This is a genomic window from Hymenobacter algoricola (genome assembly GCF_039539525.1).
GTDB classification, from domain to species: domain Bacteria; phylum Bacteroidota; class Bacteroidia; order Cytophagales; family Hymenobacteraceae; genus Hymenobacter; species Hymenobacter algoricola.
Genome location: NZ_BAABDH010000110.1, coordinates 20,780 through 40,900, shown reverse-complemented (window position 1 = coordinate 40,900; position 20,121 = coordinate 20,780). Strand labels below are relative to the sequence as shown.

Below are 20,121 nucleotides of genomic sequence, written 5' to 3'. Positions count from 1 at the left end.
TTGCAGATACGTGAGTTGTCAAATACTTCCAATTGGTGCGAGCCTGTAGTTCGTGACCAGATGTGAAGTGGAGGTTGTACCTCCACTAACGCAGAGCGGCAAACTACAAAAGAACTATTCCCTTGTAATCGGAGCGGCCGGTGGGGGGCGCAGCCTCCCGCAAAAGCCAGTCACGAGTTACGCTGCGCTGCACTCGCGCCAGCAGTGCCATCAACGAACAGTAACTCCCTCACTTGGTAGTTCCGCTGCTCGTGGATCCTCAATCCAGTTCTCCAGCTGAATCCCTGGCAGCTCCGCGAAGTGGCGGGTGTTGCGGGTGACGAGGGTGAGGCCGTGGGCCAGGGCGGTGCTGCCGATGAGCATATCGAACTCGCCTTGCAGGCGGCCGAGGCGTTTGAGGTAGGCTTTCTGCTGGGCGTAGATTTCGAGGCAACTGCCGATAGAAAGGAGGCGGCCGGCAAAGGCTTGTTGCAGATGGTACAACGACTGGCGGTTGGCTGCTTGCCGGGTAGGGGCGCTATTCTCTACCCCATACAGCATCTCGGCAATGGTTATTTCGGAAAGAAAGCAGTTGGCATAACCAACCTGCCGAAGCTTGGCTACCAAGCCAAACTCATCTTTGGCGAGATGAACGCAGATGTTGGTGTCGAGCAGAAACTGGCTCATAGCTCAATATCGCGGGGCTGATCCTGGCGGTCTTCGCGGAGCCAGCGGTTCAGCTCGTCGCCATTCTCATCAGACTGCCAGGAGCCGGCAAGCTGCTGAAACAGCTTTTCCAACTCGGCTTCCGATGTGACCGGTACCGCGCCCGGCACTGTAGAAGCAGGGTGAGGAATAACCCGCGCCGTGACGTTGGGGGTATTTTGGAGCAGGCGAAGCACGTTGGCGGCCTGGTCGTCGGGGAATTCCAGTTCGAGGGCGAGTTTCATGGGAGTAGCAAAGACGTGATGTAAGATAGGAAATCCAGGGATTTACGGGAGCATTGAAAAGCCCACGTCAGGGCGCGGGCTTTTCCGGTAGAGAGGCTGAACTAGCGAGTGGGCGAAGCGGTAGAGATGCTTCGGCTTCGCGGACGCCAGATGAAGCATGACGTTCTTTTGGCGCAGAAGAGCTCAGCGTTACTGGGGCTTCGGTGGCGTTTTCCCACCACCCTTATGCCCACCCGGCCGATCCACTACGATTCTGGCGGCGAGGACTTGCTGGTAGAAGGTGGGAGCGGCGCGGGCGTACTTGCGCAGGCTGCGGTCGAGGCGGTCCTGGAGGAGGGTGGCGAGCTGGTTGAACTGCTCCCGGATGGCGATGCGGGCGGCTTTGCCGGCGGTGATTTGCTGGCGCGGGTCGTTTTTAGTACCGCTGAAGGCGGTGAGGGCGTCGCGCAGCTCCTGGAGGCGGGCGGGGGTGATGCCGTAGTCGAGCAGGGCCGTTTTGTGCTCCTCGGCCGCGTCGTAGATGTGCCGGGCGAGGTCGGTGAGGGCGGTGGGGCGTAGCTTGAAGAGGCTGGAGTAGTTGTAGTCGGCGCTGGTTTGCAGGGTGCGGTCCTGCTGGTCGGTGGCGTAGGAGTACAGGTCGCCGGCGATTTCGGCGGCGGCGGTGGCGAGGGTTTCGCGGCGCTGGCCCTTGGTTTTGGTGGAGCCCTGGCTGGCGGTGCGCAGGCCCTGCTGGCGCAGGGGCAACAGCTGGCTGAGCAGGGCGTTCAGCTCCTGGCTGATGAGACCCAGGGCTTTGTCCTGGGCGTAGGCGGTGGGGTCGAGGGCCAGGGCGGCGGCGACGTTTTCAGCCGCGGTGAGGCGGTTGTCCTGTTTGGTGGTAAGCATACTGGCAGGGGTTAAGGATGAGAAATCGGGCGTAGCAATAGGCTGGATAGGGCAAGAACTCAGGTATAAGGATAGGGGAATTTGAGGGATTATGACAGGGGGCCGGGAAGAAAACGGGGGACCGGGCCGCGAACCGTCGGATCCAGGGCGCGAGCCCCTGATTCCAGCCCGCGAACCGGCGGGGCGGGGCCGCGAGCGGCTGAATCCGGGCCGCGGGCGGCGGAGTCTGAGCCGCGAATGACCGGGGCCGGGCCGCGAACCGCTCAGACGGGGCCGCGGACAGCGGAGTCCGGGCCGCGAATGGTCCGGACCAGGCCGCGAAGCGTTGGGGCCACGGATCGGGATTTTGGTGACCATAGGTCGGAATTTGCGCCGGCTTGGGGGCGGCCCCGCTAGGCCAGCTGCCGGGTGGGGGCGGCGCGGCGAAACAGCAGCCCCGAGGCCACCCACAGTCCGGCGAAGGCGGTATTGAGCACCACTACCAGCATCACTCCTTGGTTCAGCGCGGGCTGCCAGATCAGCATGGCCACAAAGGGCACGAAAAACTGGGTAAGTGCCGTGGCAAACAGGGCCTTCGCCATGCCCAGCGGCCGGAGCCGGGCCCCGATGGCCCCGACAAAGCCGACGGCCAGCACCCCGCCATAGAGCAGGTTGGCCGGGTTGTCTTCGCTGCCAATGAAGCCCACGGCGAGGTTGTCCCACACCAGCAGCAGCCCCGCCGCCACCGCCACGCCGACGGCCAGCTTGTAGGCGGTATTGTCGCCCGTTCTGGCAATCAGCACAAACGTGAGGCCTGCGCCGAACAGCAGGATGCCGGCGAATACAAAATCAGACAGGGTCCAGTTTACCGCAGTGGTGAACTGCATTGCCACCAAGGGAATGAGCAGCAGGAGCCCCGTGGCCAGGGCAAGGCGAGGGATGCTTTTGGAGAGATCCATAACAGTTGGTCTTTGGGGGTTGAAATGGGTAAGAAAACCGCTTTTGTTGCTGGTAGATACTCATGGCTTCTGGCAGGGTAACGGCTACTGCTGCTGCTCCTTAAGGGCTTTGCGAAATGCGGCCTCTGCCTTCGTAATATCCTCCAGATACCCAGTCCGATCAATAAACGAGGCCACTGGGTCGTTTGCCGTGGTGCGTTCCTCAAACTTGCGTTTCAGGCTAAAGGGCCGCGCGTGGGACGAGAGGTAGATGTCGGCCGGAAGGCTCCGGAGCATTACAAAACTGCGCTCCAGCTCATGCCGCAGAGCCGCATCGTATTTCCAATCAAACAGGCAGGCAGGCATGGGCAGCGACAGACTCCCAACGATGACGGCCAGCAGCTCCCGGTTGCCGTCCTGAACCGGAAATGCCCAGGTGGTGCAGCCCGGCGTGTGGCCGGCCGTAACGTGCGCCGTGAGGTGGATAGGCCCCAGGCTGATCTGAGCGCCGTCCCGGAACTGGTGGTTCACGCGGGGCACCGGGTATTTCATAAGGCCGATATACACCAGCCAGTTCAGCGGGGCTACATTCCGGGGACTGGCTCCTCCCGACGAAACCATGTCGGCATCCCCGGTGCTCACCCACAGCTGTGCCCCGGAGGCTTGCTGCAGCGCTGCCAGGCCACCGGCATGGTCAAAGTGGCCGTGGGAGTTGAGCAGGATTTTTACATCGGTGATGTGAAATCCGAGGGTGGCAATGTTTTGCAGGATCATCGGGGCCGTGCCGGGGTAGCCGCCATCAATCAGCACGTGGCCTGCAGGCCCGGTGAGGAGAAAGGACGTTACGTCGCGGGTGCCTACATAGTAGAGGTTGCCTGCAATGCGGAATGGTTCCCGGGGCATCTGCCCGCCGTTGTTGATGGCAGCCTTCCACTTAGGAATGACCAGTAGTGCAGTCACGGCGAGAACCACCGCCATGCCGGCCAGAATTTGGCGCTTCCGGCTCCTGCCGCTTTTGGTCCTTTCGGGGCTGGTCATGGAAACAGTAGTGCGGATTTTTCAAGGCTGAGCGGTCTGCTTTGTGTGATTTCAAAAGTGCTTTGTTTTTCAAAGTGGGCAAGCAAATCCAGATAAATACTGTCTCTTTTTTTATCGGGTTACCTGGGGGCTAACCTGGCCGAGTGGGCCGCGCTACCTGCAGCAGCTTCAGGCCAACCTCGCCGTGGGATACCACGAGCAGAGTGCCGGGGTAGGCGGGGAGGGCGGCGGTCAGGATTTCCAGCTAGCAGCAGCTGGGGTGCCTGCCTGGCGGCTACTCGGGGCGGCTGATGGAAAACTCCCCGTTGGTAATCAGCCGGGGCGGACCGAACGGACCCACGACGCGGCCGGTGAAGGTGCCCCGGATATGCGTGGGACTGACGGCCCGCACGACGATGCGCCCGGTATCGGAAACGCCGTAGCCGCTGTAAGAGCTATAGACGCCGTCGGAGTGCAGGGTGAGGCGGTTGTCGAAGCTGAGGTAGCGCGTGCCCAGAGTATCGGCGAAGCGGAACATTTCCAGCTCTACCGAGCCGGTGGCCCAGTTGCCGTAGGCGTGCAGGTACTGCGGATTGTGCGCGGTGGAGGCCCGGATATCCCGGTCGCACACCACGGCGCGCCCGTCGATGGTCAGACGCAGGGAGCTGGGCGGCGGGGCCGGGTCAGACTTCTGGCAGCCGCCGAGCAGGACGCCCAACAGCAGCCCTGTTAGGAGCAGTTTCATGGGGCTGAGGGAGAGGATAAGAGGTAACTAATATACAAAACTGTCCTCTACTCCGGCGGGGTGGCGCAATCCTACTAAGTGCCGGTGGATTGCGGCTCCCGTCCGCCACAAGCCCCGCTCCGCTGTTAAGCTACTACTGCCGCCGCATTTCTACACCGGGCAGTGGTTTTTGTACCTCATGAAAGACATTGCCCTAACGGACCCGGATATTGACCGGGTGATTGAAATGGCCTGGGAAGACCGCACGCCTTTTGAGGCCATCTTCCGGCAGTTTGGCCTCCGCGAGTCGGACGTCATTAAGCTCATGCGCCGGGAGCTGAAGCCTTCCTCGTGGCGGATGTGGCGGGCCCGGGTGCAGGGGCGGGATACCAAGCACCAGGCGAAAAGCGCGGTAGACGACGCCCGGTTCAAATCGAGCCTGCAGCGCAAGATTACCGGCAATACGATTTCAAAGCGCCGGTAATTACTGCGTCCGGTGCCACCGGACCCAGGTTGGGCAGTGCGGACCGCACAAAAACGCGCTGCCCCAGAATCTGAGGCAGCGCGTTTCGGGTAAACGGCCGGAGAAGCTTAGCCCTGCAGCGACGTGGCCGCCGAGCTTAGGGTTTGGCCAAGCTGACGGAGCTGGGCCTGGGCATCGGGCGTGGCGCTGTCGGCGGCTTTGGTGGTATGCTCGCCCAGCGTTTTCAGCGACTGGCCGATCTGGGAACCGTCGCCGCTGCCGATGGCAGTTTTCAGGTTTTCGAGCTCCGCGGAAATGGCGCTCAGGGCCGGGCTGCCGGCGCCGTTCAGCGTCGAAATCCAGCTGTCGATGTTGCCCGCGGCGGCCGGGGCCGCGGCGCTCAGGCCGCCCCCGAGAGCTTGGAGGGTGGCGTCGAGCTGGCTGTTGGATTTGGAAGTGGAGGAATCCATACGGGTAAGGGTTTTGGTTGGAAAGAAAAGACTGCCCTTAGTACCGCTCAGGAGCTGAGAGGTTACCTGCCAGAAACTTAAACAAGCTGCTGCAAAACATACTGCGCTTTGAACGGTAACACCCCGAAGTGGGTCAGCGCGACCAGTGGGCCGGTGCCCGGGCGCGGGCGCCGTCTGGTCAGGCAGGAATACCGCCCAAATCTTATACAACTAATAATTGGTAGCAGAAAATTAATATCAGACCAGGCCGCCGTGCGCCGGGCCGCAACTGCTCCAGTGGCATGGAGTTGGTAAACCGGCTGCCATAAGCGGGCCGGTACGGCGGCTTGCGCGCCGTGGAGGGCCGCGTATATTGGTCGCCCGCGGTGCCGTGCTCTTCAATGGCCAGGGAGCCGCCGGGCATCCTTTGGGCTGCCACCGAGCAGGGCGCCCAGTAGCAGCCCGGTTAGCAGCGGTTGCCTGCGGGCAGAGGAAGTGAGGACGAGGCTTTGTTCTTATCCAAAACTGCCCTTATGCTCCGGCGGAACTGGGGCCGGATGCTGTGCCAGAGTACCGACTACCAGAACACCTACGGCGGGGAAGGGGCCAGCGGGGGGGGGGTACTATTACCTGGGCCAACTGGCGGACGGCACCCGCTACAAGGGCTGGTTTGAGCTGGTGCGCTAGGCTAGCCGGCCGCGGCCGGCATGAGCTGCCGCAGCCAGTGGTAGAGGCGGTCCACATCGGCCTTTTTGAACAGCTCGGTGCCCGGGTTCATGGTGGCGGCCGAGCCGCAGGCCACGCCCAGGCGGGCCATTTCGCGCACCGACAAGCCGGTGGCCAGGCCATAGACCAGCCCGGCCACCATACTGTCGCCGGCTCCTACGGTGCTGCGGCGCTTCACGGTGGGGGCCGGAATGTGGTCCACCACGTCTTTGGTGACCACGCAGGCGCCCTGGGCGCCCAACGACACCACCACGATTTCGGCCCGGCCCTCGCGCACCAGGGTCTGGGCGGCGGCGGCCACGGCTTCGTCGTCCAGCTCGTCCTCGCCGGTCATTTTGCTGAGCTCCCCCACGTTGGGCTTGATGAGGAATACGCCTTCCTGCACCCCCTGCTGCAGCGCCGGCCCCGAGGTGTCGAGTACCACCTTCGTGCCGCGGGCCTTGGCCGCGCGCAGGATGGCCACCAGAAAGTCGGGGGCCACGCCGGGGGGCAGGCTGCCGCTGATGACCAAAAAATCGGGGGGCGCGGGCAGGCTTTGCAGGGCCGCGAGCAGCAGCTGCTGCTCGGCGGCGGACAAGGGCGTGCCGGGCATGCCAAAGCGGTACTGCTTGCCGGTGGAGTCGTCCACCACGATGAAGTTTTCGCGGGTGCGGCCTACCGTCTCGACGGGGTGCTGCTGGATCTGCTCCTGGCTGAGCAGCTCGCGCAGCAGCGTGCCGCTGGGTCCGCCCACCGGGAATATGGCCACCGAGTCGGCCCCCAGCCGCTTCAGGGCCCGCGACACGTTGATGCCGCCGCCGCCGGGCTCAAACTTCGGGGCGGCGCAGCGCAGCTTCTGGTCGGGGACAATCTGGTCGGCCGTCGTGCTCTTGTCGACGGTAGGGTTCAGGGTAAGCGTGACGATGGAGGCCATGCGGCGCGAGATTACAAGGTGAAGGAAGCCGGCGGCTCCCGCGGCTCCTGCCCAGTGTACTGACTGGCGGCAGCTTGGTTGTACGCGGCGGGGCGGCTTTGGCGGTCAGGCCCGCCGCGGGGCCGGGCAGTGCGCCCACAAAACCTTGTCTTAGGCTGTTCACTCCGTATCCTGCCAGCGCCTGTATCGATGACTGCTACCCTACTCCGGATGATTTTGTTGCTGCTCGTCGGGCTGGGCTGGGGGCGGCGGACGGCGGAGGCCACCCACCTGGTGGGCGGCGAGCTGAACTACACCTACCTGGATGCCAAAGGCTCGGCTACGGCCCCGTTTCGCTACCAGATTACGGCCCGCATCTACTTCAACAAGGAACCGGATTCCTCTAACCCCAACGGCAGCCTAAACATTACCCTCAGCATCTACAGCAAGGCGGCCTCCCGCGTGGGGCTGCTGCAGCTCAGCGTGCCCCGGCGCAACTTCACCGAAATTACCCCGCCGCTGCTGCCCGGCTGCGTGTCGCAGGCGCCGCGCGTGACGCTGGCCCTCTACATCACCACGGTGGCGCTGCCGGCCGTCAGTGAAGGCTACCTGGCCACCATGGCGGCCAACTACCGCAATGCCGGCATCACCAACCTGGCCTTTTCCAACAACGAAAGCATGGCGCTGTCGGCAGACATTACCCCGCCGATGCTGGTGAATTCCTCGCCGGTATTTTCCACCAATGCCCTGGCCATCATCTGCCGCGGCGACACCAGCTTCGTGGTCAACAATGCCTACGATGCCGACGGCGACCGGCTCAGCTATAGCCTGGGCACGCCCAACCGCAGCGTGGTGCCGTCGGTGATGCCGGTAACCTACGCGGCCGGCTTCAGCGCCACGGAGCCTTTCGGTGCCACGGGGTTTGCCGCCGTAGATGCCCGCAGCGGGCTGGCCCGCTATGTGTGCCGGCTGGAAGGCACGTTTCTGCTGGCCGTGGACGTGCGCGAGTACCGTACCATCAACGGGCAGGAAGTGCTGCTCGGAACCATGCGCCGCGACATTCAGATTGTGGGGCGCACCTGCTCGGGCGGCCCCAACCAGCCGCCGGCCTTCACCGCGGCCACCACCGCCCGCCAGGACTTCGTGCTGGAAGAAGGGCAGATGGTGGACTTTGGCATCACGGCCACTGACGCGGACGGGCAGCCCCTGAAGCTGAGCGTGAGCAGCGTGCTGCTCGACGGGGCCGGCCCCATTGAGGCAACGGTAAACGGGCAGCCCGGCAACGGCAGCAGCGGCACGCCCGGCAGCGTGCTGGTGGCAGGCACGGGTTCCGTGACCGGGAACTTCCGGCTGACAGCCAGCTGCGGCCTGGCCCGGCCGGCCCCTTACGACGTGGTAGTGACGGTGGCCGATGAAGCCTGCAACAGCAAGTCCGTGGCCACGGTGTTTCGCATCACCGTCACCCGGCAGGCGCCGCCCACCGGCCTGCGGGGCGACTCGGTGCGGTGCGCCCAGAGTGCGGGTACCTACACCGCGCTGGGGCCCGACTTCGCGCAGTACCGCTGGACGGCGCGGGGCGGCAGCGTGCTGGAGCCGGCCACGGGCCGCACGGCTCATATCATCTGGCTGGCCGGGGGGCCGGGTACCGTCACGGTGCGGGGCCTGGTGCCGAGCGGCTGCCCCACCGACTCCGTCTCGTACCCGGTGCTGGTAAAGCCGGGGCCGCAGATTACGGGCCGGGCCCTGTACTGCCTGGCCGACAACCTCGGGCTGAGCTACGCCATCGACGGGCCGCCGGGCGCTTACCAATGGTCGGTAACCAACGGGACCATCATCAGCGGGCAGGGCACCAACGCCGTGCGGGTAGACGTGGTGAAAGGTGCCACCGCGCTGCTACAGGCATCCGGCCCCACTCTGAACACCTGCGCTACCACCCTGCGCATCCGCCCGGATGACGCCTGCCTGGCCTTTTTCAACGTCATCACCCCCAATGGCGACGCCAAGAACGATACCTTCGTGGTTCAGAACCTGGCGCGGTACCCCAACACCCAGCTGACCATTTTCAACCAGTGGGGCCGGCAGCTCTACCACGCCGCCGACTACCAGAATGACTACGCCGGGGAAGGTGCCAGCGCCGGCCTCTACTACTACCTGTGCCAGCTCCAGGACGGCACCCGCTACAAGGGCTGGTTTGAGCTGGTGCGCTAGGCTGGCCCCAACCGGCTGGCCCTGAAAGCCCATACAAAAGGCCTGCTTCGCACGAAGCAGGCCTTTTGTATGGGCAGGAAATGAATACGGTCGGCTTAGCCGTGGCGCTGCTTCCACTCGTCGGTAAGGCCGAGCTTCTTGGCAATTTCCTTGAACATCTGCGGGTCGAAGTCGTCCTCACCGGGCGAGCTGAGCTGGGGCTCCTCTTCGAGCACGGGGTAGGGCACGCCCTTCATGGCACCCTGTATGACTTCCAGCGGGGAGCCGTCTTCGGGGTGCTCCCCATTCCAGATCAGACCCGCTTCCTGGTAGGCGTTGGGCGAGAATGTGTAGAGCTGCCGGTGCAGGCCGTGTTCCATGAACTTGCGGGCCTCGGGAAACTTATCATTCGAGAGCGGGGGCACGGGCATGATTTTCTTCACGTCGACGCCCGTAATTACCTCCAGCGCTTTGGCGTAGGCATACACGTGCAGGCCGCCGCGCACCAGCAGGTAGCCGATCATGGTCCGGGCGCAGGGGTCCGTCACCATCTCGTAGGCGCGGATCTTGTTGGCCCGGGCCCCGCACTCCAGAAAGAAGTTGTGGAGCAGGTCCAGGCGCAGGTTGCCCGTACTGTTCACGTACTGCCCGGTCCAGGGGTTGCCCATCGAGTCCTGGGGCAGGGCCGCCTGGCCGCTGGCCAGGAAATGGTAGCTGTTGCGGGCATCGACGGCGCCGGCCAGCGGCCCGGGTACGGGGTCGGTGCCGCGCTCAGTCACGCCGGTCAGCAGCAGGTTGATGGCATAGCTGACGGCTTCAATGTGCGAATATTCTTCGGCGGCAATGGCCGAAGTAAGGGCGTAAAAGGGGCGCAGCCGGTCCCGGCCGCGGAAGTTGAACGACTGGAACGTGTAGTTCATCAGCGTGCTCATCTCCCCGAATTTGCCGCCCAGGAGCTCCTGAATGGCCGCCGCGTCGTTGGCGGAAGGGTTTTTGGGTTTCGGCAGGTCAATGGCCAGCTCATCAAGGGGTAAAATCATAGCTTCGGGGTTAGTGGTGGTGGGGTGGTGGGGCGTGGAGGGTAGCCTTCCCAGAATGCCCGGTCAGGTCAGCAAAAAGCCGCGCCAACCTCAACCAGAGAGGCGCGCGGCTTTTTGAATCTACGACCTTGCTACTTAATTGGCCCATATAAAATTTAGCACCTGAACAGTAGTGTCGGATTTTTGTGCCCTGACTTGCAAGTAGTTATTGCTGATTCAAAGTATGGCAGCTCAACTGCAGACAGGGTAAGTCTCCCGGGTTCGGGCCCCAACTACTCGCCCAGGCTGCGGGTGATGCCCAGCTCCAGACCGCGCAGCTCGGCCAAGCCGCGCAGGCGCCCGATGGCGGAGTAGCCGGGGTTGGTGTGCTTGTGCAAGTCGTCGAGCATCTGGTGGCCGTGGTCGGGGCGCATGGGCAGCGAGACCCCGCGCCGCTGCATGGCCCGCACCAGCTCGCGCAGCACGGCGTACATGTCCACGTCGCCCTCCAGGTGGTTGGCCTCGTAGAAGTTGCCGGCCTCGTCGCGCTGGGTGCTGCGCAGGTGGATGAAGTGAATCCGGTCGGCAAACTGCTGCACCATGGCGGGCAGGTCGTTGTCGGCGCGCACGCCGAACGAGCCGGTGCAGAAGCACAGCCCGTTGCTGGGCGACGGCACCGCGTCGAACAGCGCCTGCACGTCGGCGGCGGTGCTCACCACTCGGGGCAGGCCCAGAATGGGGTAGGGCGGGTCGTCGGGGTGCAGGGCCAAGTGGAGGCCCGCTTCCTCGGCCACGGGCACCACGTCCTGCAAAAACAGGATCAGGTGCTGGCGCAGCCGCGCGGCGTCGATACCCTGGTAGGCATCCAGGGCCTGCTGAAACTGGGCCAGCGTGAAGCTCTCCTCCGAGCCGGGCAGGCCGGCCACGATGTTGCGCTGCAGCTGCAGCTGCCCGGCGGCACTCAGGCCGGCCAGGCGCGCCCGGGCCCGGGCCAGTTCCGGGGCGGAGTAGTCCTGGGCCGCCCCGCGGCGCTGCAGCAGCAGCGCGTCGAAGGCCACGAAGGCATCCCGCTCGAAGCGCAGGGCGCGGGAGCCGTCCGCGACTTCGTAAGCCAGGTCGGTGCGGGTCCAGTCCAGCACCGGCATAAAGTTGTAGGTGACGGTGAAGATGCCGCAGGCGGCCAGATTCCGCAGGCTCTGCTGGTAGTGGTGGATGTGGCGGGCAAAATCACCGGAGCGGGTTTTAATCTGCTCGTGCACCGGTACGCTTTCCACCACGCTCCAGCGCAGGCCCGCGGCGGCCACTTCGGCCTGGCGCTGCCGAATCTCGGCCAGGGGCCACACCTCCCCGTTGGCGAGATGGTGCAGAGCCGTCACGACGTCGGTGGCGCCGGCCTGGCGGATGTCGGACAGGCTGACCGGGTCCGAAGGACCGTACCAGCGCATAGATTGGATCAGGGACATTGGCGGAAAAGTTGTCAATGGGTAGTTGTGCCGAACGCCGTCGAAGCGCTGCTGCTACTTCGGTTGATTACCAGTGCCCCGAAGCAGGGAAAATACTGCGCGGGGCTCAGCAGAACGTTCGGGGTGTCTTTGTGGGCGCTTTTACCTGTTCTACCAGCCGCCGCTACACGCCGCTGTAGGCGTTGAAGCCGCCGTCGACGATAACCGTTTCGCCGGTGACGAAGCGGGAGGCGTCGCTGAGCAGGTAGATGAGCGTGCCGGTCAGCTCCTCGGGCTGGCCGAAGCGCTGGTAGGGCGTGGCGGCAATGAACTTGCGGGCCCGCTCGGTGGGGCTGCCGTCGGCGGCTACCAGCAGGTCGCGGTTCTGCTCGGTCAGGAATACGCCGGGGGCAATGGCGTTCATGCGCATCCCGCCGCCGTAGCGCAGGCCCAGCTCCACGGCCATCCACTGGGTGTAGGCCTCCACGGCTTTCTTGGCCATGGTGTAGCCCAGTACCCGCGTCAGGGGCCGCTGGGCCGTGAGCGACGACACGTTGACGATGGAGCCTTTGCCGTTGGCGGCCATCACGCGGCCAAACACGGTAGTCGGAATCACGGTGCCGAACAGGTTCAGGTCCACGGCGTGGCGGGTGTGGGCAATGCTGAGGTCGAACAAATCCTGGTCGGGGGCCACGGTGGCACCGGGCAGGTTGCCGCCGGCCGCATTTACCAGCCCATCAATGGTGCCCCAGGCGGCCACGATTTCGTCGCAGGCGCGCTGCATCTGGTCCTGGTCGAGCACGTCGGCCAGCACGGCCATGGCCTCGCCGCCCACGGCCTGGATGGCGGCCACGCGGCGGGCGGCCCGGCCGGCGTCGCGACCCAGGATGGCGACTTTCGCCCCGGCTTCGGCCACGGCCAGGGAAAGCGACTCGCCCAGCACCCCGGTAGCGCCGGTGATGACGATGACTTTATTGCGCAGGGAAAACTGGTCGAGGGCGGGCAGGTGGCGGGGCGTGGCAACGGGGGCGGAAGAGGACATGGTCACGGGTGATTAGGGAAGTAGCGTTAGGGAGCTTGCCAGGCGGATATCGTCGGAGGCCGAGCCCAGCAGCAGCTGAAACTCGCCGGGCTCGGCCGCCCACTCCAGCTTCTGGTTGTAGAAAGCCAGCTTGCTCTGGTCGATGGTGAAGGTCACGGTCTGGGTTTCGCCGGGCCTGAGGCTGAGCTTGCGGAAGTCCTTGAGCTCCTTGAGCGGGCGGGCCAGGGACGCCACCACGTCGTGCACGTAGAGCTGCACCACTTCCTCGCCGGCTACCTGGCCGGTGTTGGTGACCGTGAGCTGCACCTGCACCGTCTGGGCCGTGGTGAGCGTGGGCTGGCTGAGCCGGAGGTTGGCGTACTTGAAGCTGGTGTAGCTCAGGCCGTGGCCGAAGGCGTAGCGGGGCGTGTTGGGCGCGTCGATGTAGGCCGACTTGTAGCGAATGTCGCCGGGCTTGGTCACGGGGCGGCCGGTGTTGTACTGCTGGTAGCTGAGCGGAATCTGGCCCACGGCCCGCGGAAACGTGCTGGGCAGCTTGCCGCTGGGGTTGTAGTCGCCAAACAGCACGTCGGCCAGGGCGTGGCCGCCTTCCGAGCCGGGCCACCAGCCGTAGACAATGGCGTCGGCCTGGTCGGCAATGGTATTGAAAATCAGCGGGCGGCCGGCCATGAGAATGACCACGACGGGCTTGCCGGTCGCTTTCAGGGCCTGAAACAGCTCCTGCTGCACGCCGGGCAGCTGGATGTCGGTGCGCGACTTGGCCTCCCCGCTCATGTCCCAGGTTTCGCCCACAGTCAGCACCACCACGTCGGCGGCTCTGGCGGTTTCCACGGCCTGGGCGAAGCCGGCGCGGGAGTCGCCCATCACCTCGCAGCCCTTGGCATAGAGCACCTGAGTGTTTTTGCCGGCGCGCCGGGTCAGGCCGTCGTACACGGAGGTAATCTGGCTGGTGTCGGCAATGACGACCCAGCTGCCGGCCAGGTCGCGCCGGGCTTTGGCCAGCGGGCCAATCAGGGCAATCTTGCGCGGGGCCGCCAGCGGCAGCGTGTTCTGGTCGTTTTTGAGCAGCACCACCGACTTGCGAGCCATCTGCCGGGCGGCCACGCGGTGCTGCGGGTCGTTGAGGACTTTCTTTTCCCGCTTCAGGTCCGAGAACCGGTAAGGGTCGTCGAACAAGCCCAGCTCGAACTTCTTGCGCAGAATGCGGCGCACGGCGTCGTCCACCATCGCTATATCGGCCTTGCCGTCCTTCACCGACTGGGCCAGCGTGTTGCGGTAGGCGTCGCTTTCCATATCCATGTCGGAGCCGGCGGCCAGGGCTTTCTGCGCCGCGTCGGCGGGCGTGGTGGCGTAGCCCCAGGGCACCATCTCGCCGATGGAGCCCCAGTCGGACACCACGAAGCCCTGGTAGTTCCACTGGCCCTTCAGAATGTCGCGCTGCAGGTAGCGGTTGCCGGTGGCGGGCACGCCGTTCAGGGTGTTGAAGGAGTTCATGAACGTGGCCGCCCCGGCCTCGACGGCAGCTTTGAAGGGCGGCAGGTAGGTTTCCCAGAGCTGCTGCTCGCTCATGTCGACGGCGTTGTAGTCGCGGCCGGCGGTGGCGGCCCCGTAGGCGGCAAAGTGCTTGGCGCAGGCCATGATGGCGTCGGTGCCGCCGAGCTTTTCGCCCTGGAAGCCCAGCACCCGGGCCCGGGCAATCTGGGCGCCCAGGTAGGTGTCTTCGCCGGCGCCTTCCATCACCCGGCCCCAGCGCGGGTCGCGGCCCACGTCGACCATGGGCGCAAACGTCCAGTGCTGCCCCGCCGCCGCCGCCTCCCGGGCCGCCACGTGCGCCGACTCGCGGATGGCGACCAGGTCCCAGGAAGCCGCCTCGGCCAGCGGAATCGGGAAGACGGTCTGGTAGCCGTGAATTACGTCGAGGCCGAACAGCAGCGGAATCGGTACCCGGGCTTTCATGGCTTCGGCCTGCACCTCGCGGGTGCCGGCGGCGCCCTGCACGTTGAGCATGGAGCCCACGGCCCCGGCGCGGATGCTGGCGAGGAGCTCGGTTTTGCGGCTGCTGGCCGGGCCCGTCAGCTGGCGGCCGGAGTACTGGGTGAGCTGGCCGATTTTCTCCTCCAGCGTCAGCTGCCCGAGCAGGGTGGAAATGCGCTGCTCGATGTCGGCCGCCGAAGCCGTGGGTGTGGCCTTGACCTTGGCTTTGGTCTGGGCCGCAGCAAAAGGGCCGGCCGTCAGCAGCAGGCTTAGCAGCAGAGCGGAAGAGGAACGGGGTAGGCGCATTCAGTTGCAGAGGAAAGTCGCCCGGGGGCGGGATAAAACAAGGTTGGGGATACTGGCGGCTACCGGCCCGCGCTGGTTGGGAAGAGGCCAGATCTGCATTCACTCACCTAAATGCGCGGCGTATTCTCTTCCCGGCCAGCGGCGTTGCCCATTCCCACAATGGGGCCGGCAGCCGCCAGGCAATTCCCAACCCAACGGGGCCACCGGCCCCGGCGTTACGCTTGCTGTTACTGCAGGCCCTCCACGAGGCCGTCGTAGGCGGGCTTGCGCTGGTAGGTATCGTCGAAGGGCAGGGGCCACTCCGGGCAGCGGCAGTCGTTGCGCTTCCAGGAGTCGGCGTCGCCTACGTTCCAGGTGGTGAGGCCGTAGCGCTGGGCGGCGGGCAAGGCCTTGTAGGTTTGGGCCAGGGCTTTGTACTTCACTTTCTGGGCCGCGGCCAGCGCGGCCGTGAAGGTGGCCGTGGCGGCTTTGGCGGGGTTCATGGAAATGTCCAGCTCGGCTACGTGCACCCGCAGGCCGGTGGCGGCGGCCGAGGTAATGGCGGTGGCAATGCGGGCGTCGGAAATGTTGGAGCTGGTGTGCAGCTGCAGCCCGATACCGTGAATAGGCACGCCCCGGGCTTTGAGGTCGTTGACCAGCCTGAGGATGCCCAGGCGGCGCGCCTCACTGTACTCGTGGCCGTAGTCGTTGTAGAACAGCAGCGCGGCGGGGTCGGCGGCGTGGGCGTAGGCGAAGGCCCGGTCGATGTACCGGTCGCCGAGGTGCTGGCGCCAGAGGCTGGCAGTGCGCAGGCCGCCCGCGTCGTCGATGGCCTCGTTTACCACGTCCCAGCCCTGCACCTGCCCTTTGAAGTGGCCTACCACGGTCTGGATGTGGGTGCGCATCAGGTTTTCCCAGGCGGCCGAGTCGCCCTGGAAGGTGGTGACCCAGCCGGGCAGCGAGTTGTACCAGAGCAGGGTGTGGCCGTGCACGCGCAGGTTGTTCTGGCTGGCAAAGCTGACCAGGTAGTCGGCGTCGGTCCAGTTGTAGGTGGTGGCGCCGGGGTGCAGGGCACCGAACTTCATGGCGTTTTCGGCCGTCACGCTGCTGTACTCGGTGGTCATCACCCGGCGGTAGGCGGCGTTGTTTTTCAGCAGGCTGATGCTCACGGCCGCACCCACCGGAAAGGGCGCCACGGCCCGCAGGCTGGCGACGGGCAGCGGCGGCCCGGGCGTAACGGCGGCCGCTTCCTTTTCGCCGCAGGTCGTCAGCAGCGTCAGGCACAGTACACTCAGCAGGGAGGCAGCTTTCATTGGGGCAGGTTGGGAGAGTAAGGCCATGATTAGTGAGCGGAGCGGTGGGCCTGCAGGCGGAGCATGGCCGCCGCGTAGCGCCGCCCCAGCAGGCGGGCGGAAGCGGCGTCGAAGTGGGTCTGGTCGCCGATGTGGCGGGTGCCGGCGGCGGATACAAAAGCGTAGTGCGGCACGGTGCGGCCCAGCTTTGCCACCGCGGCGTTCAGGCGGCGGGCGGCTTCATTCGGGCGCCGGTGGCCGGTGCTATCGGGTTTCAGCAGCTGAAACTCCGGCAGCTGCCCCGCCACAAACGGCAGGTCCGGGGCCTGCAGATCCTGGCGGTGCGGCACGGTGTCCTGGGCTTCTACCCGGCCCCGCCCGGCCATGTTCGACTGCCCCACGAGCAGGTAGAGCTGAAACCGGTCCTTGCGCTCCGGCGCCGCCACCACCTCCCGCCGCCGGGGCCGCAGGGTTTGCGCCCCCGCCGAACCAGTCAGCAGGGCCGCAACGCTTAAGAGCAGGAGGGCAGCGCGGTGCATGGCGTTAGGGCTTGGGCTGGCGCCGGTCGAAGTAGTCGGCCAGCGGGTACATCTGCTGGTTGAGCTCCCGCATCCGGTCCAGTAAGGGCGCGTAGGGCTCCAGGTAGTTGTCGACGATGCCCTTGTTGGCGTTGGTGTTGGAGGGCTCGGCGCCGGTTTTGGTGGGGTCATTGTCCTGGTACTTAAACCAGTGCCAGCCCACGCAGTTCTTCGATTCGAGCAGGCCCAGGGTGAAATTCTGGTAGAACAGGCCCCGGTCGGCCTGGGTCTTCACCACCCAGCCCGCGCCGGCCGTGTTGGCCAGGCCCGGCGCGTCCTCGCCCTTCACGTACCACTCGGTCACGACAAAGGGCTTGCCGGCCAGCACCTCCCACTCGGCCACCCACTTTTTCTCGGGCGTCCAGTTGTTGTAGTAGTTGATGCTCACGGCATCCAGGTACTTGCCGGCCACGCGCAGCAGCTCGGGGTAGTAGCGCTGGGCGCCGTGGAAGCGGCAGCCCAGGTACATATGGTTGGGGTCGTACTTCTTCAGGGCCTGGGCCACGATGCTGAAGTACCGGTCGGCGGCGAAGGCCAGGAACTCCTGGCGGTGCTGGTCGGTGATGGTAGCCAGGGTCACGCCGTGCGCGTCGGCCCACTGCTTGGCGGCCACGTAGCCGGGCTCCGCAACGGGCAGGGTGAGGTAGCCGTCGAGGTTTTTGCGCAGCAGGGGCATCTCGTTGTCGGAGAAGTAGCCGAACAGGTTCTTGTCCTGGCGGTACTGGCTGAGCTGCTTGGCGTGCTGCTCGGCAAATTCCGCGAAGCCGGGGTCAAACACGAAAATTACGTCGTTGGGGTAAGCCTTGTGGCCCGGCACCTGGTAGGTGCCGCCGCGCTTTTCCCCGTACTTGCTCATGAAATCCAGGTTGATGGTATAGGCCAGGGGCTTATCGGCCCGGGCGTTTTCCGCCCGGATTTCCCCGGTCGCCGACCACGCCCCGGCCCCATTGAAGCCGTTGGCCAGCAGCAGCCGCCGGGTCTGGCTCATCCAGCCGGCGGGGCCGCCAAACTTGTCCTTGACCACCTGCCGCGTGCGGTCGGAGTTGCCGGGCTGCAGGTCGTTGACGGCGTTGTGCAGGTAGTAGTAGCCCTCGGGGTCCACGGCCCACCAGCGCCCGTCGATTTTCTGCACCCGGAAGAAGCCCGTGGCCTTGGTGCGCCTGTCGAGCCGCCCGCCGTACCTGCTCAGCTTCACGGGAGCGGGAGTGAAGCCCGCCAGCTGGGCAACGCTGCGCGTGGGGTATTCCTTGTAGGCCGAAAACGTGGCCGTGCCGTTGGTTTTGGAGTTGTTAAGCGTCTTTTTGGCCGCTACGCGCAGGGTATACTCGGTGGTGTCCTGCTGGGCGTAGGCCGGCAAGCTGAAGCCTGGCAGGGCCAGGCCCGCAGCCACACATATGGCGTACTGTTTCATGCTGCTCATTTGCCGTCGTATTGCTGGGCCATCTGCCGGTAGTAGTCCTGGAGCACGTAAAAGGCTTTCTTCTTCACCCCGGTACTCGAAATCAGGCCCTTACGGTTGAAGCCGTTCTGGTAGACCGGGTGCTGGCGGCGGGTGGCGCGGAAGTCGGCCAGGATCCAGGGCGTCATGCCGCGCAGGCCGGGGATGGCGCTGAGCATCTTGATCTGGTTGCGGTACAACGACTCCTGGTACTCCTCGCTCCAGCGGGTTTCGGCGTCGCCGTGGTAGCCGGCCAGCGCGTCGCCGCCGAATTCACTGACCACCACGGGCTTGTCGTACTTGATGTTGAACGTGTACTGGGTGATGCCGCTCGGGCTGCCGCCCCAGTACCAGCCGGCGTACTCGTTGAAGGACGTCAGATCCAGCTCGGCCCCCAGCGGGTCGTCCACGTTCACCCTGAACCCGTCGCGGTGCAGCTCCAGGGCCGCGGCCAGCAGGCGGGTGTCGTCGAGGCTGCGGGCCTTGCGCACCAGGCTGGTCATAAACTTCAGGCGCGGCTCGCCCAGTGGGGTTTCGTTGCCCACCGACCACACCACGATGCTGGCGCGGTTTTTTTCCATCGCAATCAAATCCGCCAGCTGGGCTTCGGCGTTCTGGTAGGTAGCCGGATTTTCCCAGGCAATGGTCCAGTACACGGGCACCTCGGCCCACACCAGCAGGCCCATTTCGTCGGCCAGCCGGAGCATGGTTTCGTTGTGGGGGTAGTGGGCCAGGCGCACGTAATTGCAGCCCAGCTCCTTGGCCCAGGTCAGCAGCATGCGCAGGTCGCCCTCGCCCCGGGCCCGGCCCGGAATCAGCGGGTTTTCGTCGTGCATGCTGATGCCGCGCAGGTAGATGCTTTTGCCGTTGAGCAGGATGTCCTGCCCCCGCGTCTCAATGGTGCGGAAGCCGATGTTATCCTGCACCGCGTCGGCGCCGCTGCTCAGGCTTACCGCGTACAGCTTGGGGCTTTGCGGCGACCAGAGCTTAAGCTTTTTGGCCGGTAAACTAAAGGTGGCGCGGCCGTCGGCGTCAGTTTTCAGGGTTTGCTTCAGGCCGGCTTCCCTGATGCTGAGCGTCACCGCCTGCCCGGCTTTCTCGGCGCCGCTGAGCTGCACGTAGCCGTTCAGCTTAGAGGCGTCGTTTTTGGCCAGCTGCACTTTGTAGTCGGTGATGAACGTGGCGGGCGTGGCGGCAATGAACACGTCGCGGGTGATGCCGCCGTAGTTCCACCAGTCGGTGTTGATGGTGGGCACCGCGTCGGGGTGGCGGGTGTTGTCGGCCTTCACCACCACGAAGTTGTCGCCGCCGGCGCTGAGCAGGCCGGTGATGTCGTACTGAATGGGGGTGAAGCCGCCCTTGTGCATGCCCAGCTTCTTGCCGTTGAGGTACACGTGGGCTTCGTAGTTGATGGCCCCGAAGTAGAGGAAGTAGCGCTGCCCGGCCTGGGGCTTGAGGCTGAAGCTTTTCTTAAACCAGATGGTGCCTTCGTAGTACAGCAGCCTGGGGTCCTGGGAGTTCCAGTCGCCGGGAATCTGCATGGCCGGCGACTTGTCGAAGTCGTACTCAATCAGCTCGGACTCCTGGGCGCTGCTGGGCTTCTGGTTGTCGTAGTAGCCGCCCTTGCCGGTTTTCGACTGGTCGAAGGCCATACGGCGGTAGTCGTAGAAGCCGTTTTCGTAGGGGTCGATGATGTAGTTCCAGCTGCCGTTCAGGCTCAGCACCCGGCGGCCGGGCGCGTTCTGCAGCAGCACCGACTGGGCGCGGGCGGGCTGGGCACCGAAAGGGCCGACGAGCAGCAGGGCCGCCAGCAGCAGCTTCAGCAGAATTCGGGTAGTCATCAAAAGGGGCGGGTGGAAAGG

18 protein-coding genes are annotated in these 20,121 nt (G+C 65.1%); 2 read left to right on the top strand and 16 right to left on the bottom strand.

What is annotated here, in order from left to right; genetic code table 11:
• Window positions 1-210: 210 nt before the first annotated feature.
• The 6 genes from ABD842_RS18690 to ABD842_RS18665 form a co-directional block, all read right to left on the bottom strand.
• Window positions 211-666, bottom strand: coding sequence for a type II toxin-antitoxin system VapC family toxin (locus ABD842_RS18690; protein ID WP_345117259.1), 456 nt, complete (start codon window positions 664-666; stop codon window positions 211-213).
• Entirely contained in the window at window positions 663-929 is a 267-nt protein-coding gene (locus ABD842_RS18685; protein ID WP_345117257.1) for a hypothetical protein, read from the bottom strand. The genes ABD842_RS18690 and ABD842_RS18685 overlap by 4 nt, the downstream gene beginning before the upstream one ends.
• A gap of 189 nt (window positions 930-1,118) precedes the next feature.
• Entirely contained in the window at window positions 1,119-1,814 is a 696-nt protein-coding gene (locus tag ABD842_RS18680) for a hypothetical protein (protein ID WP_345117255.1), read from the bottom strand.
• Between the two features lie 392 nt (window positions 1,815-2,206).
• Window positions 2,207-2,752 carry a hypothetical protein gene (locus ABD842_RS18675; protein ID WP_345117253.1) on the bottom strand — a complete coding sequence of 182 codons (546 nt, stop codon included), beginning with the start codon at window positions 2,750-2,752 and terminating at the stop codon, window positions 2,207-2,209.
• Between the two features lie 84 nt (window positions 2,753-2,836).
• Window positions 2,837-3,709: a subclass B3 metallo-beta-lactamase gene (gene bla, locus ABD842_RS18670; protein WP_345117251.1), complete on the bottom strand. Its 873-nt coding sequence runs from the start codon at window positions 3,707-3,709 to the stop codon at window positions 2,837-2,839.
• A 334-nt stretch (window positions 3,710-4,043) separates the two neighbouring features.
• The gene (locus tag ABD842_RS18665; RefSeq protein ID WP_345117249.1) at window positions 4,044-4,493 is read right to left on the bottom strand and encodes a hypothetical protein; all 450 of its coding nucleotides are present in this window, start codon (window positions 4,491-4,493) and stop codon (window positions 4,044-4,046) included.
• A gap of 178 nt (window positions 4,494-4,671) precedes the next feature.
• Between ABD842_RS18665 and ABD842_RS18660 the strand changes: the two genes are divergently transcribed.
• Window positions 4,672-4,956: a TIGR03643 family protein gene (locus ABD842_RS18660; protein ID WP_345117247.1), complete on the top strand. Its 285-nt coding sequence runs from the start codon at window positions 4,672-4,674 to the stop codon at window positions 4,954-4,956.
• Window positions 4,957-5,063: 107 nt separating this feature from the next.
• Here ABD842_RS18660 and ABD842_RS18655 read toward each other — a convergent pair whose 3' ends face one another.
• Window positions 5,064-5,405: a hypothetical protein gene (locus tag ABD842_RS18655; RefSeq protein WP_345117245.1), complete on the bottom strand. Its 342-nt coding sequence runs from the start codon at window positions 5,403-5,405 to the stop codon at window positions 5,064-5,066.
• Window positions 5,406-6,072: 667 nt separating this feature from the next.
• Window positions 6,073-7,023, bottom strand: coding sequence for a 1-phosphofructokinase family hexose kinase (locus ABD842_RS18650; protein ID WP_345117243.1), 951 nt, complete (start codon window positions 7,021-7,023; stop codon window positions 6,073-6,075).
• A gap of 189 nt (window positions 7,024-7,212) precedes the next feature.
• On the opposite strand from ABD842_RS18650, the gene ABD842_RS18645 reads away from it, so the two are divergent.
• Window positions 7,213-9,210 carry a T9SS type B sorting domain-containing protein gene (locus ABD842_RS18645; RefSeq protein WP_345117241.1) on the top strand — a complete coding sequence of 666 codons (1,998 nt, stop codon included), beginning with the start codon at window positions 7,213-7,215 and terminating at the stop codon, window positions 9,208-9,210.
• Between the two features lie 95 nt (window positions 9,211-9,305).
• Here the strand turns inward: ABD842_RS18645 and ABD842_RS18640 are convergent, their stop codons facing one another.
• The 8 genes from ABD842_RS18640 to ABD842_RS18605 form a co-directional block, all read right to left on the bottom strand.
• Window positions 9,306-10,229 (bottom strand): manganese catalase family protein, encoded by a 924-nt coding sequence (locus ABD842_RS18640; protein ID WP_345117239.1) that lies wholly within the window; start codon window positions 10,227-10,229, stop codon window positions 9,306-9,308.
• 272 nt (window positions 10,230-10,501) lie between these two features.
• Window positions 10,502-11,671 carry a mannonate dehydratase gene (uxuA, locus tag ABD842_RS18635; RefSeq protein ID WP_345117237.1) on the bottom strand — a complete coding sequence of 390 codons (1,170 nt, stop codon included), beginning with the start codon at window positions 11,669-11,671 and terminating at the stop codon, window positions 10,502-10,504.
• Between the two features lie 163 nt (window positions 11,672-11,834).
• On the bottom strand, window positions 11,835-12,692 hold the full coding sequence (locus ABD842_RS18630; protein WP_345117235.1) for an SDR family oxidoreductase: 858 nt from the start codon (window positions 12,690-12,692) through the stop codon (window positions 11,835-11,837).
• A 12-nt stretch (window positions 12,693-12,704) separates the two neighbouring features.
• Window positions 12,705-14,972, bottom strand: coding sequence for a beta-glucosidase BglX (gene bglX, locus ABD842_RS18625; RefSeq protein ID WP_345117233.1), 2,268 nt, complete (start codon window positions 14,970-14,972; stop codon window positions 12,705-12,707).
• A 227-nt stretch (window positions 14,973-15,199) separates the two neighbouring features.
• The gene (locus ABD842_RS18620) at window positions 15,200-16,264 is read right to left on the bottom strand and encodes an endo-1,4-beta-xylanase (RefSeq protein WP_345117231.1); all 1,065 of its coding nucleotides are present in this window, start codon (window positions 16,262-16,264) and stop codon (window positions 15,200-15,202) included.
• A 29-nt stretch (window positions 16,265-16,293) separates the two neighbouring features.
• Window positions 16,294-16,782 (bottom strand): sialate O-acetylesterase, encoded by a 489-nt coding sequence (locus tag ABD842_RS18615; protein ID WP_345117229.1) that lies wholly within the window; start codon window positions 16,780-16,782, stop codon window positions 16,294-16,296.
• Between the two features lie 4 nt (window positions 16,783-16,786).
• Window positions 16,787-18,241: a hypothetical protein gene (locus ABD842_RS18610; RefSeq protein ID WP_345117227.1), complete on the bottom strand. Its 1,455-nt coding sequence runs from the start codon at window positions 18,239-18,241 to the stop codon at window positions 16,787-16,789.
• On the bottom strand, window positions 18,238-20,100 hold the full coding sequence (locus ABD842_RS18605) for a glycoside hydrolase family 2 protein (RefSeq protein WP_345117225.1): 1,863 nt from the start codon (window positions 20,098-20,100) through the stop codon (window positions 18,238-18,240). Before ABD842_RS18605 ends, ABD842_RS18610 begins: the two co-directional genes overlap by 4 nt.
• Between the last annotated feature and the right edge of the window lie 21 nt (window positions 20,101-20,121).